12 protein-coding genes are annotated in these 13,377 nt (G+C 64.7%); 9 read left to right on the top strand and 3 right to left on the bottom strand.

The genetic code is table 11. The annotated features are described in order from the left end of the window. Nucleotides 1–6: 6 nt before the first annotated feature. A complete protein-coding gene (locus tag B0G83_RS01935) occupies nt 7–195 on the bottom strand; it encodes a DUF2970 domain-containing protein (RefSeq protein WP_105505736.1) in 189 nt (62 codons plus the stop codon). Between the two features lie 302 nt (nt 196–497). Between B0G83_RS01935 and B0G83_RS01930 the strand changes: the two genes are divergently transcribed. From B0G83_RS01930 to B0G83_RS01915, 4 genes are all read left to right on the top strand, one after another. After that, the gene (locus B0G83_RS01930) at nt 498–2,288 is read left to right on the top strand and encodes a nitrite/sulfite reductase (RefSeq protein ID WP_105506537.1); all 1,791 of its coding nucleotides are present in this window, start codon (nt 498–500) and stop codon (nt 2,286–2,288) included. After that, a complete protein-coding gene (locus tag B0G83_RS01925; protein WP_105505735.1) occupies nt 2,285–2,680 on the top strand; it encodes a DUF934 domain-containing protein in 396 nt (131 codons plus the stop codon). The genes B0G83_RS01930 and B0G83_RS01925 overlap by 4 nt, the downstream gene beginning before the upstream one ends. A gap of 21 nt (nt 2,681–2,701) precedes the next feature. Beyond that, nucleotides 2,702–3,082, top strand: a complete 381-nt coding sequence (locus B0G83_RS01920; protein WP_105505734.1) for a helix-turn-helix domain-containing protein — start codon at nt 2,702–2,704, stop codon at nt 3,080–3,082. Nucleotides 3,083–3,245: 163 nt separating this feature from the next. Continuing rightward, nucleotides 3,246–5,081 (top strand): ABC transporter ATP-binding protein, encoded by a 1,836-nt coding sequence (locus B0G83_RS01915; RefSeq protein WP_105505733.1) that lies wholly within the window; start codon nt 3,246–3,248, stop codon nt 5,079–5,081. A 65-nt stretch (nt 5,082–5,146) separates the two neighbouring features. Here the strand turns inward: B0G83_RS01915 and B0G83_RS01910 are convergent, their stop codons facing one another. Then, entirely contained in the window at nt 5,147–5,740 is a 594-nt protein-coding gene (locus tag B0G83_RS01910; RefSeq protein ID WP_105505732.1) for a flavin reductase family protein, read from the bottom strand. 183 nt (nt 5,741–5,923) lie between these two features. Here B0G83_RS01910 and B0G83_RS01905 point away from each other — a divergent pair, with 183 nt between their 5' ends. The 5 genes from B0G83_RS01905 (at nt 5,924) to B0G83_RS01885 (ending at nt 12,071) form a co-directional block, all read left to right on the top strand. Then, a complete protein-coding gene (locus B0G83_RS01905) occupies nt 5,924–6,550 on the top strand; it encodes a hypothetical protein (RefSeq protein ID WP_105505731.1) in 627 nt (208 codons plus the stop codon). A 215-nt stretch (nt 6,551–6,765) separates the two neighbouring features. Further along, nucleotides 6,766–7,662 (top strand): LysR family transcriptional regulator, encoded by an 897-nt coding sequence (locus tag B0G83_RS01900; protein ID WP_105505730.1) that lies wholly within the window; start codon nt 6,766–6,768, stop codon nt 7,660–7,662. Nucleotides 7,663–7,857: 195 nt separating this feature from the next. Beyond that, complete coding sequence (locus tag B0G83_RS01895; RefSeq protein WP_258167642.1) at nt 7,858–9,504, top strand: MFS transporter; 1,647 nt, start codon at nt 7,858–7,860, stop codon at nt 9,502–9,504. A gap of 42 nt (nt 9,505–9,546) precedes the next feature. Further along, complete coding sequence (locus B0G83_RS01890) at nt 9,547–10,620, top strand: HlyD family secretion protein (RefSeq protein ID WP_105505729.1); 1,074 nt, start codon at nt 9,547–9,549, stop codon at nt 10,618–10,620. Next, entirely contained in the window at nt 10,617–12,071 is a 1,455-nt protein-coding gene (locus tag B0G83_RS01885) for an efflux transporter outer membrane subunit (protein WP_105505728.1), read from the top strand. Before B0G83_RS01890 ends, B0G83_RS01885 begins: the two co-directional genes overlap by 4 nt. 33 nt (nt 12,072–12,104) lie before the next feature. Here the strand turns inward: B0G83_RS01885 and B0G83_RS01880 are convergent, their stop codons facing one another. After that, nucleotides 12,105–13,313, bottom strand: coding sequence for an ROK family transcriptional regulator (locus tag B0G83_RS01880; protein ID WP_181156662.1), 1,209 nt, complete (start codon nt 13,311–13,313; stop codon nt 12,105–12,107). Nucleotides 13,314–13,377: the final 64 nt, after the last annotated feature.

Raw genomic sequence — 13,377 nt, 5'->3', positions numbered from 1 at the left:
GCGCGCTCAATGCGCGACGTTGATCGCCAGCTTGACCAGACCGAACAGCGTCACGCCGAAACCGGCAGCAAGCGCAACGGCGACCACCGGCAACAGCGGCAGCTTGACGCCCGCCATGTCGGCCTGATGCGAGGCGCTGCGGCGAATGCCGAAAAAACTCCACAGGACGATTCGCGTCATCTTCAACAGATTCATGGCATCACCTTCTCAACGCAGGATTGTTCGCGGTATTGCGGTATCTCATGCATCAGTCTGAGCCGCCCCGCTCGTGAAAAACAGCAGCAGTTGACGACAATTGCAGCGCAGCAGTCCGGTCTGCCGCGACCCACCCATCCTTCAGGCATGGCGCTATCCGCAATCTGCTAGCGTGTTTTACGCGGCATCTGCTTCTGTTCAGCGCGCACCGTTGCCTCTATCGTTCGTTCGATCATTGCTCCATCCAACGAAAACGACGCTCAGCGAGCCTGCGCCCTGTGTGGCGGCAGATGCCCCGGACCATGTACCAATACACCCCGTTTGACCAATCCTTCGTGCGCAGCCGCGCCGCGCAGTTTCGTAATCAACTCGAACGCTGGCAGGCCGGCAAGCTGAGCGAAGACGATTTTCGTCCGCTGCGGCTGCAAAACGGCTGGTATGTGCAACGGCATGCACCGATGCTGCGCGTTGCCGTGCCGTATGGAGAGTTGTCGAGCGCGCAGCTACGCATGCTTGCCCGGATCGCGCGCGACTACGACGCGCCCGAGGCCGAGGTCTATCGCCTCGCCAGCGAAGCACAGCGCAAGCTTGGCACCACGCGCTTGCCGACGAACCACGCGCACTTCACGACGCGCACCAACGTCCAGTTCAACTGGATTCCGCTCGCCAAAGCCGCCGACGTGATGGACCTGCTGGCGAGCGTCGACATGCACGGCATCCAGACCAGCGGTAATTGCATCCGCAACATTTCCTGCGACGAACGCGCGGGCGTCGCGCCCGACGAGATTGCCGATCCGCGTCCGTTCGCCGAAATCATGCGGCAGTGGACCACGCTTCATCCCGAGTTCGCGTTCCTGCCGCGCAAGTTCAAGATCGCGATTACCGGCGCGAGCGACGATCGCGCGGCGACGGATTGGCACGACGTCGGCTTGCGTCTGCTGCGCAACGAGGCGGGTGAATTGGGATTTCGCGTCACGGTGGGCGGCGGAATGGGTCGCACGCCGATGATCGGCACGGTGCTCAAGGCGTTTCTGCCGTGGCGGCAGATCATGAATTACATCGAGGCGGTGGTACGCGTCTACAACCAGTACGGCCGTCGTGACAACAAGTACAAGGCGCGCATCAAGATTCTGGTGAAGGCGGAAGGTCAGCGCTATATCGACGATGTCGACGAGGAATTCCGTCAGATCGTCGAGCACGACGGTGGGCCGCACACCATTCCGCAGGCCGAACTGGATCGCGTCAGTGCGTGTTTCGTGCCGCCGCACGAATCCGGCGCACAGACAGCCGTCGACCTTGAAGCAGCCGCGACACGGCAGGCCGCGGCCATCGCGACACCGCGGTTCGGGCGCTGGCTCGAGCGCAATGTCGCGTCCCATAAGAACCCGTCGCTGCGCATCGTGACGCTGTCGTTCAAACGTCTGCTGCAGGCGCCGGGCGATGCCTCGGCGGATCAGCTCGACCGGCTCGCCGATCTGGTGGATCGCTTCTCCGCAGGCGAAGCACGTGTCACCCACACGCAGAACGTCGTGCTGCCGTGGGTCCATGCCAACGACTTGCTGCCGCTCTGGCAAGCCGCCCACGACATGGGTCTCGCCAGCGCCAACGTCAATCTGCTCACGGACATGATCGCCTGCCCGGGCGGTGATTTCTGCGCGCTCGCCAATGCCCGCTCCATTCCGGTCGCGCAAGCCATTACCGAGCGCTATCAGGATCTCGACGAACTCAACGACATTGGCGACATCGATCTGCACATTAGCGGCTGCATCAATTCATGCGGTCACCACCATAGCGGACATATCGGCATTCTCGGCGTCGATAAAGACGGCAAGGAGTGGTATCAGGTCACGCTGGGCGGCTCGGACGGCACGCACGCCAGTGGACGAGCGCAAGCGGGCAAGGTGATCGGCCCATCGTTCTCCGCGCTCGAAGTGCCCGAGGTGATCGACGCGCTGCTCGGCGCGTATCTCGACCTGCGGGCAACGCGTGACGACAGGCACGAGTCCTTCATCGACACGGTACGCCGCGCGGGGATCGAGCCGTTCAGAATAGCGGCGGATCGCGTACGCACGCACGCGGAGAACGCGGCATGAACGACACCACGCGAATCAGATTGCTGACTGTGTCGGAACACACGTCGGAACCGGCACGGCCAGTCGTTGCGTTAGCCAACGACGAAGACCCTCACGACCGGAAGAACGAAATCGCGGCAGCGGCGCGCGTCGAATTGCACTTCCCCAATTTCACCGACGGACGCGCTTATAGCCAGGCGTATCTGCTGCGCCGCCGGCTCGGCTTCAAAGGCGATCTGCGCGCCACCGGCGACGTGCTCGTCGACCAGTTGATCCAGATGGAACGCACCGGTTTTTCCAGTGCGGTTCTGAAAGAAGGCATCGATCCGAACGAGGCGCGACATCAGCTGGATCGCTTCCCGGCGTTCTATCAGAGCGACGTGATTCAGGACGCGCCGTTCCGCCGGTCCTGAGCAGCCCGCGCCAAACAGACCATGCTGCGAAATCGTGATGCACACCCCAACGCGTTTTCACCGTCGTGCCCTTCGCGCTCGATCCTTGCCCGGATTGGTCAGAAGTGGACGATGCTGGCGATCGTGGCGTTGCGCGAGGAGCCATTGCGCTTTGGCGACATCCGCCGTCGAATTCACGGCGTTTCCGACAAGATGCTGACCCAGACACTACGGGCAATGGAACGCGACGGCCTCGTGCAGCGCCATGCATACGATCAACGGCAGCAGCGCGTGGAATACGGCTTGAGTCCGCTCGCGCAAAGCGTGCTACCGATCGTCACCGAGTTAAAGCAATGGGCGGAGCGCTCAAGCGAAATCATCGAATCGAGTAATCAGGCGTTCGACCGCGAAAGCGGGCCCTGAAACACGGCATTCACGCGCGCCGATACTTTCCAATCACTGACAACGCGAACCATCCGCCATCAAGGCACGCCGCTTGCGATGCAAGCAAGCCGGACATCTCGACTGACGCCTGCTCCGCAGGTTTTCGTGGACGCCCGACTCCAACGAACCCGGAGAACGCGACATGGACTTAGTCGATGATGGCGACACCAGCCGCGCCGGCCGCGTGCGCAGACGCCGACGTTCGCGCGTGTTATCCCGCTATGCGGGTCGCCCCATTCGTCTGATCTGGCGTTACGTGGCACGCCACAAGTTCGCGCACGGCGTTGTTCTGTTCAGCGTGGTCGCGGCGGTGGGCTGCGCTTTGGCGTCGCAATACGGTATCCGTAATCTGATCGACGCATTACCGGGCGGTCGCGCTCATCCTCAAAACGTGGTGCGCGCGTTCGCCGTGCTGGTCGCGCTGATCCTTGCGGACAATCTGTTCTGGCGCGTCGCCGGTTGGATCTCCGCGCGCACGTTCGTCGCGGTAACCGGCGATATCCGCCGGGAAATGTTCGACTATCTGGCCGGCCACGCGCCGTCGTTCTTCTCCGACAAGCAGCCCGGCGTATTGTCGAGTCGCATCTCCGCCACGGCCAACGCGGTATACGTACTCGAAAACACGGTCGCATGGACCGCGTTGCCGCCGAGTCTGACGGTCATCGGCGCCATCGCGATGGTCGCGGCCGTCAGCATTCCGATGAGCCTCACGCTGGTCGGCATTTCGGCGGTGCTCGCGTTCTGTCTGTTTCTGCTGGCGCGTAAGGGCACCGCCCGGCACGAAGCGTTCGCGAAACAGGCGGCTTCAGTCGATGGCGAACTCGTCGACGTGATCGGCAATATGGGGCTGGTTCGCGCGTTCTGCGCGGTATTCCCGGAACGCCGGCGCTTCGACGGCCAGCTCGCCGCCGAGAGCGACGCGCGCAAGCGCAGTCTGCTGTATCTGGAGAAGCTGAGGCTGTTGCACGCGGTCGCGACGTCGATCCTCTCCGCCTGCGTGCTCGGATGGACGGTGTGGCTGTGGAGCATCGACCAGGCCACCACCGGCGATGTCGTGCTGATCGGCTCGCTGGGCTTTTCGATCCTGCACGGCTCGCGCGATATCGCGGTCGCGTTCGTCGATCTGACCCAGCACGTCGCGCGTCTCGGCGAGGCGTCGGAAACGCTGCTGATTCCGCATGCCATGCCCGAGCCCACCAAAGCCGCGCCGCTCGACGTGCGCCGCGCCACGGTGGATTTCGAAAACGTGACCTTCGCGTATCCGGGGCGGCGGCCCGTGCTCAATTCGCTGAATCTGCACATCGAAGCAGGCGAACGCGTGGGCCTGGTCGGTCCTTCCGGCGCGGGAAAATCCACCGTGCTCGCGTTGTTGCAGCACTTCTACGAGCCGGGCTCGGGCACGGTGAGAATTTCGGGGCAGGACATTGCGCACGTCACGGTGCAAAGTTTGCAGGCCGCGCTGTCGATCGTTCCGCAGGACGTGACCTTGCTGCATCGCTCGTTGCTGGAGAACATCCGCTACGGCCGACCCGAGGCGAGTGAGGCGGACGTGCGCCGCGCGTGTCAGGACGCGCACTGCCTGGATTTCATCGCGGCACTGCCGGAGGGACTGGAAACGGTTGCCGGCGATCGCGGCGCCAAACTCTCCGGCGGACAACGCCAGCGCATTGCCATTGCGCGGGCCATCCTGAAGAATGCGCCGATTCTTCTGCTCGACGAAGCGACCTCGGCGCTCGACAGGGCCTCTGAAATCGCGATTCAAGCCGCGCTCGAACGGCTGATGAAAAACCGCACGGTGATCGCCATCGCTCACCGGCTCTCGACGTTGCAGAGTTTCGATCGGATCGTGGTGCTCAATCGGGGCCGCGTCGTGCAGCAAGGTTCGCCAGCGCAACTGGCGATGGTACCGGGCATCTACCGCGACACGCTCGCGCGGCAGATCAAACGCACGCCGGCGCCGCGTCCGGATCTGATGTAGGGTACGGCGTGATTGACGGTGATTGCGGGCGCTCGCCATGTAACGAGCGCTCGCCACGGCACTCGCTACGCGTTGTCCGCCGGATCGACGACGGCCGACATCGCCTCGCCGATCGCGTAGAACTGACCGCCCGCGATGTAATGCAGGCTACGCAACGCAGGGTCCGCACGCTCGAAATTCCAGTGACCGTTGTCGAAAACGCGCGTGTCGGCCCACGCGCCAACCACTTCCCCGATGAACAGGTCGTAGGTTTGCTGGATATGCGGCTCGGGGATCACCTTGCAGGCGAGCCACGCCGAGCACCCCGCGACGAACGGCAGATCGTATCCGTCGATATCGAACAAACTCACCGCCGACCGCCGCAGCTTGTCGGGGTCGCTTGCGAGGCTCACGGTGCCGACGTCGTGCGTCAGTTGAAGCTGCGCCACCGTCGGCACCTGAATCACGAACGTGCCGGTCTGCTCGATCAGCGCACGCGTGCGGGTCGCTTTGTCGAGCACCACGGTCAGCTTGGGCGGCGAGAAATCGAGCGCGCACGACCACGCTGCGGCCATGACGTCGTCCACGCCGTCGTGACGGCCAGAGACCAGTACGGTAGGACCGTGGTTGAGGAGCCGGTAAGCCTTCTTCATGTCGACCGGTGCGATATGACTGTCCATGCGGATTCCTTCTGAGGCGACGTCGTTCACGTCTCGCGTTGCAAACCAGACGAAGCTTATCTCAGACGTCCGCGCCGGGTGCCGGGAACGCCCACGGCGCGATTATTGAGTTTCGCGGTCCGGTCATGGGCAGTCGATTATCATTAAGTCAAGTGCATTACGTGAGTAATCCGGTGGTTGGATATGACGAATACAGGCAAAGCATTGATCATTGGGCTGGTACTCATCGACCTCGGTGTGGTCGGTTATCTGCTGGTTCCTAGAGGTGAACGAACGACTGCGGCCAACGGCGCGACAGGCGGCGCGGTGGAAACCCGTTCCGTCAGTGTGGCCGTGGTCGGACCCCGTGCCAGCGACACCCACGTCGTGGCAGGCAGCGTGCTGCCTACGGCGCCTTCGTCCGCTCAAGGCAGCGGTGAAATTGCGGCGGTAGCGCCGCTGCCGCCGCCGCGCAAGCCGAACGCTCATGCGGTTAAACCGGCCACGGTTAACGGATTGGGCGAGACGAAAACGACTGCACCGCAGACAGCGGAAAGCGCGCAGGGCGATATCAACCGGCAAGGCTCGAATCCGGTCGCGGCCGCGATGACGGACGCACTCGTCAAGGAATCGGCCAAACCGGATCCGTCGTTGCCGATGCCCACCGCGCCGATGCAATCAGCGCCGACGTCGGAACCGCCCGCCGCGCGCGACGGGCAAACTCCGCGCGGGTCGAACCCCGTCGCCGCCGCCATGACGCAGGAACTGGTCAAGCAATCGGCGCGCGTCGATTCGGCGTCGCAGCCACCGGCGCGATCCGGCACGCAGTGACGGCGCGGGGTCGTCGAACGCGTTGCTACAAACTAGCGAAACACTGGATGCCTCACGAAGCCTTTTTCATTCCCTCCCGCGCGGCTTGATCGCCGTGAGCTTCGTGCAAGTGGGCCGCAACCGGTCGATCGGCTAACGCCCTCCTTCGCCCCTTCTGCTGCAAACAATCCGGCCCTGCGTCAAACTGCACGCCTCATTCACCATCATTGCGTGCCATGCAGTCACCTGACCTCAACCTGCTGATCGCGCTGGACGCGTTGCTCGAAGAAGGCTCCGTGGTCGGCGCCGCGCAGCGCATGCACCTGAGCGCCCCCGCCATGAGCCGCACGCTCGCGCGGATTCGCGACGCCGTCGGCGATCCGATTCTCGTCAAGATCGGCCGGCGCATGGTGCCGACGCCCCGCGCGCTCGCGCTGCGCGACCAGGTGCGCGCATCGGTGGACAACGCAGTGCGGCTATTACGGCCCGAACGCGATCTCGATCTGGCCACGCTCGAACGCACGTTCAACCTGCAAGCCAACGACACCTTCGCCAGTTCGTTCGGCGGCGCCGCGCTGGAGCGCGTCCGGCGTGAAGCGCCGCATTCGGTGCTGCGCTTCGAGCCGGGCAACGACATCGAAGCGCACGTCGTGCTGGAGGGCAAGACCGACCTGCTAATCACCTCGATGCGCCCATTGGGACCGGACATTCATATGCAGCGACTGTTCACGACGACGATCGTCGGTCTCGCGCGCGACGATCATCCGATCTTCAGCGGCGACATCACGCCGCAGCGTTTCGCGTCTTACGACCAGGTGAGCGTGTCGCGCCGCGGGCGTGCCACCGGCCCGATCGATGTGGCGCTCGCGGCGCTCGGCTTGACGCGCACCATGTCGCTAGTGGTGCCGTCGTTTCATACCGGCGTGTTCGCGGCCGGCTCGTCCGACCTGATCGTCGCGTTGCCGGACCATGTCGCCGACACGGCGAAAGCGCTGGGCGTCCGGGTGCGGTCGTTTCCGATTCCCATGCCGCTGGAGACCATCGTCGTGATTCAGGCGTGGCATCCGCGCTTCCAGAGAGATCCGGCGCATCAGTGGCTGCGGCGCGTCGTACGGGATGCGTGCGGCGGGTAGCCGGATTTTTAAATCCGTTCGCCGCGCCTGAGGCGTGCGTTCAACGCACGGATCGGTTGCGAAAATCGCAATATCCGAATTGGTCGATGGTTCGTAGACTGGCTCCTGTCCCATTCCTGGAGCCAGCATCATGTGTTCTTCCGATGCGGTCGGCGTAACCGGCTACGCGCATCGTTTGCGTGACAGGCGAGTCGCGTGAACACCGTCGTCAATCCCGTGCCCGTGTTCGCGGCACCGTCGCAGACATCATCGCAAGCAGCAGCTCCGCCCAAAGCCCCTGCGTTCACCACACGAGTGGTCGTCGGCCTCGTGGGGGTGTTGATCGCCGTCGTGATCGCGCAACTCAACGACCACGTCACCGACACCGCCATGGCCGACATTCGAGGCGCGCTAGGCATCAGCCGCGATCACGCGTCGTGGCTCGGCACCGCGTACCAGGTCACGCAAGTCTCAGCGATGATGTTCGCGCCATGGTGTTCGGCAACCTTCTCGTTGCGGCGCTTCACGATCGGCGCGGTAGCCGCGTTCGCGCTGCTCGGCGTGGTCTTTCCGTTCGCTTCGACGTTCGGCGCGCAGGTGGCGCTGCGCGCGCTTCAAGGACTCGCGGGCGGCTGCCTCCCGCCCATGCTGATGACCGTCGCGCTGCGCTTCCTGCCGCCCGGCATCAAGCTGTACGGCCTCGCCGCGTACGCGCTGACAGCCACCTTCGCGCCGAACCTCGGCACGCCCCTCGCGGCCCTCTGGACCGACTATGTCGGCTGGCGGTTCCTGTTCTGGCAGATCGTGCCGCTCGCATTGGTATCGATCGGCATGATCGCGTGGGGTTTGCCGCAAGATCCGTTGCGCCTCGAACGCTTCGAGCAATTCAACTGGCGCGGCGTGCTGCTCGGCTTCCCCGCCATGGCGATGCTGGTGATCGCGCTGGAGCAAGGCACTCGCGTCGGCTGGACCGACGCGCCGTGGCTCTGCGCGCTGCTCGTCGGCGGCGCTGCGATGCTGGCGCTGTTTTTTGTCAACGAATGGTTTCAGCCGTTGCCGTTCTTCAAGATCCAGTTGCTGGCGCGACGCAATCTGTCGCATGCGCTGCTCACGCTCGGCGGCGTGCTGCTGATTCTGGTCGCCGTGCCGAGCGTGCCCGCTGGCTATCTGATCGAAGTGCGCGGTTACCGCCCGTTGCAGCTCGCGCCGCTCGCGCTATGCGTCGCGTTGCCGCAACTCGTGGCGCTGCCCGCGGTCGCCGCGCTGTGCAATCTGCGGCGCGTCGATTGCCGCTGGGTGTTGGCGTGCGGACTCGGCCTGATCGCCCTTTCGTGTTTCGCGGGCAGCTTCATGACGTCCGACTGGATTCGCGACAACTTCTACACGCTGCAAATCATGCAGATCGTCGCGCAGCCCATGGCGGTGATTCCGCTGCTGATGCTCTCGACCAACGGCATGACGCCGCAGGAAGGTCCGTTCGCGTCCGCCTGGTTCAACACCGTGAAGGGTTTCGCCGCCGTGGTCGGCACGGGCGTCACAGAAGGCCTCACGAGCGCGCGAGAACGCTTCCATTCGAACGTCCTGATCGATCAGTTGGGTAACCGGCCGCAAGTGTTCGCGACGACACAGCGGGACTTCACGACGCGCCTGCACGTCGATCCGCATGCAGCGCTGGCGCTGCTCGATCAACACATCCGCGAACAGGCGCTGGTGCTCGCGTCGGCGGATGTCTTCCGTTTGATGACCGGCGTCGCGCTGGTGCTCATCGCGTTGATCGCGGTGATCCCGACGCGGGTGTATCCGCCGCGCGCCGCCGTCATGCCGGCTACGCCCGCGCCCGCACCACCGCCCCTCAAACCGTAAAGCGATCCACCGATCCGATCGAATGAGTAAAAAGGTTGACCTATGTCTGAGTCGAAATCGAACAAGATTTACGCCGTCGGCACGGCAGCGATCGTGCTGATCGGCCTGTCCGCAGCACTCGTCTACGGCGCGTTGAAACCCTCCGGACCGAACACCGACGACGCTTTCGTCAGCGCCGATTACACGGTCGTCGCACCGCGCGTTGCCGGCCAGATCAGCGCGCTCCGCGTCGACGACAATCAGGTCGTGCGCAAAGGGCAATTGCTCGCCCAGATCGACGACCGCGATTACGCGGCGGCCGTGGCCTCGGCACAGGCCAACGTCGCGGCTGCGCAGGCGGCAATCGACAACGTGTCGGCGAGCCTGCTGCAGCAACAGTCGCTGATCGATCAGGCCGCCGCGGCGTTATCCGCCGCCCACGCGAACGCCGTGTTCGCGCGCGCCGACGACGCCCGCTACGCCGACCTCGCACAACACGGCGCAGGCAGTACGCAGAACGCGCAGCAGGCACGCTCGCGCACCGACACCGCGCTCGCCGACGTCGCGCGCAACGACGCCGCGTTGAAAGCGGCCAGACAGCAGGTCGCCGTGCTGACGACCCAGCGCGAGCGCGCCGAAGCCACGCTCCAGCAGACGCAAGCCGCGCTCGACAGGGCGCGCCTCGATCTGTCGTGGACCCGCATCGTCGCGCCTATCGACGGCGTGGTCGGGCAGCGCGCGGCGCGGGTCGGCGCGTACGTCACGCCGGGTACGCCGTTGCTGGCGGTCGTGCCGTTGCAGCAGGCCTACATCGTGGCGAATTACCAGGAGACCCAGTTAACCGACGTGCGTCCCGGCCAACCCGCCGAGATTCGTGTCGACACCTATCCGGGTGTGGTGTTGCGCGGCACGGTCGACAGTTTTGCGCCCGCGACCGGCGTCACGTTCGCCGCCATTGCGCCCGACAACGCCACCGGCAACTTCACCAAAGTGGTCCAGCGGATTCCAGTCAAGATCGTGCTGCGCGCGGGCCAGGCGTCGCTCGATAAATTGCGCGTCGGCATGTCGGTCGATGCAACGATTCGCACCGGCGACGCGCATGCTTCGTCGGCCGGCGAAAAGGTCGCTGCGCGATGAACACATCGATCTCACGAATCGCCTTGGGGGTTTGCGCGTTGAGCCTCACTGCCTGCACGGTCGGGCCTGATTTTCATCGCCCGGCGGCTGCGTTGCCGGCGCGCTGGGAAGTGGGGCAAACAACCCCGTCTCTCTCTGCCGCGCCGTCGCAGATCGTCGACGGCGCGCTCGATCCGCTGTGGTGGAACGTGTTTCACGATGCCGAACTGTCGTCGCTGATCACGCGTGTCGCGCATGCCAGTCTCGACGTCAAGACCGCCAGCACACGGCTGATGCAAGCTCGCGCCGCACGTCGTGTGAGCGGCTCGGATGCACTGCCCTCGGTCGAGGGCACGGCGTCTTACCAACACGCGCGCTCGAGCCAGAACGGACTACTCGACGTTGCCGGGCTCGGCGGCAAGCACGATTTCAACGTGTGGCAGCCGGGACTCGACGCGTCGTGGGAACTCGATCTGTGGGGCCGCGTGCGGCGCGAAAACGAATCCGTCGATGCCGACGTCGAAGCCAGCGCGGATCTGCGCCGCGACGTATTGCTCGCAACGCTCGCCGAAACCGCGAGCGACTATCTGCAATTGCGCGGCGTGCAGGCACAGCAGCAGATCGTTCAGCAAAATCTGGAGATCGCGCGGCACAGCCTGGCGTTGACGAAAATCCGTTTCACCGACGGTGTCGCGACGCATCTGGACATGGCCGAAGCCGCCGCGCAAGTCAGCATGATCGAAGCGCAATTACCGTTGCTCGACAACCAGCACGCGCGCCTCGTCAACGCGTTGAGCTTTCTGATGGCCGCGCCGCCGCACACGCTGAAGAACGAGTTGCGCGACGCCGCACCGATTCCGGCGCTGCCGTCGCGCGTGCCGGCCGGGTTGCCGTCGGAACTGGTGGAGCGCCGGCCGGACATTCGCGTTGCCGAAGCGCGATTGCACGCCGCGACCGCGCGTATCGGCGTGGCGGTCGGCGATTTTTATCCACGCGTCACGCTGTCGGCAAATCTGAGTTTGCAGGCCATGCATGTCGGCGATCTCGACCAATGGAGTTCGCACATGTTCGGCGTCGGTCCGGCGTTGACCGTGCCGCTATTCGAAGGCGGCAGGCTGAAAGGACACCTGGCGCTGCGCGAAGCGCAACAACAGGAAGCGGCCATCGCATTTCAGCGCACGGTGCTGAACGCCTGGCACGAAGTCGACAACGCAATGAGCGATTACGACGCACGTCAATCGCATCACGACAAGCTGGCGGAAGCGGTCGAACAGAACCGGATCGCGCTCGACAACGCGCAACGGCAATACGTTGCCGGTGCGGCGGATTTTCTGAATGTGCTGACCATGCAGCAGAATCTGCTCGGCACGCAGCAGGCGCTCGCTGCAAGTTCGACCGAGGTGGCGGTATCGCTCGTGACGTTGTTTAAAGCGCTGGGTGGGGGTTGGCAGACCACATACCCCGTTTCGTGAAGTCGCAACGCGGTCGCACCGCCATCGCCCTCGCTAAGCCGTCGTCGCGTACCCCAAGCGCTCGAAAGCCTTCACCCGCGCCCGCTCGACACCGAGCACGATCGCGCCGAGCAGCACTGCGTCGGTGCCGGTCGCCGACACGGCGAATTCGGGCACCGGAATCGGCAGCCATTGCGCGAGATGATCGCGGATCGCGGGCAACAGCAACGCGCCGCTGCGGCCGACGCCGCCGCCCAGCACCACCAGTTTCGGATCGAGAATCGGAATGATCGACGCGAGGCCCCACGACAGCTGACGCGCCTCTTCCGCCACGCAGTCGAGCGCGCGTTGATCGCCGGCGTTCGCCGCGACGAACACCTCCTCGGCATTCGACACGGTCAGCCCGTGCTGCTGCGCCTGCGCAACGATCCCCTTCGCCGCCGACGATGTTTCGAACATCGGCCGGTACACGCCATCCGATTTCGAGCCGACCACGGGCGCGGCCGGCAACACCGCGATCTCGCCCGCAAAACCATGCGCGCCGCGATGCAAACGGCCGTCGGCAATGATCCCGAGACCCACGCCCGTACCGACCGACATGAACACGAAATTGTCGATGCCGCGCCCAAGTCCGTGCTGCTGTTCGCCTAGCGTGGCCAGATTAATGTCGTTCTCGACGAACAGGTCCGCGTCGAGTGCGTCCCTGAGCGAAGGAATGAGCCCCGGCCGCTCCAGATCCGGCAGGTTCGGCGCGAGACGCAGCCGGTCGTGATCGACGTCCAGCACGCCCGGCGAACCGAACACCGTCGCGAGCACGGCGTCGCGCGAAACCTGCTGCTCGTCCAGCATCGCGTCGACGATCTCGACGATGCGTGCGACAAAGCGCTCCACTTTCGCTGGCGTGCGCTTGTCGAGCCGCGCCACCACCGTGCCGGTCAGATCGGCCACCGCGCCGCGAATCCATTCCGCGCCGACGTCGATCGCGACCACGAAGCCCGCTCGGGCGCGCGGCGCGTAAAGACGCGGAGAACGCCCCGCGCTGCCGCCGCGCACCCCCGTCTGTTCGACCAGACCCAAGCGTTCGAGATTGCTCAGCGCGGCCGTGACCGTCACCTTCGACAGGCCCGTACTCTCCGCGAGCTGCGGGCTGGAGGCGGGTGCCATCGACAGCAGATGCTGGTAAATCGCCCATTCGTTGCCCTGGCGGACAAACGCGGGGCCTCGGGTGACGGTCGGCTGGCTGTGCTTTCTATGCGCGTGCATGGGCGGTCTGGTTTCGGGATGGCCGATCCTATCAACGACTGTACGGCGGGGCAAGCCGCCACCC

Origin of the sequence: Paraburkholderia sp. BL21I4N1, assembly GCF_002973525.1 — a bacterium.
GTDB lineage: Bacteria > Pseudomonadota > Gammaproteobacteria > Burkholderiales > Burkholderiaceae > Paraburkholderia.
This window is presented reverse-complemented; position numbering and strand designations above follow the sequence as displayed.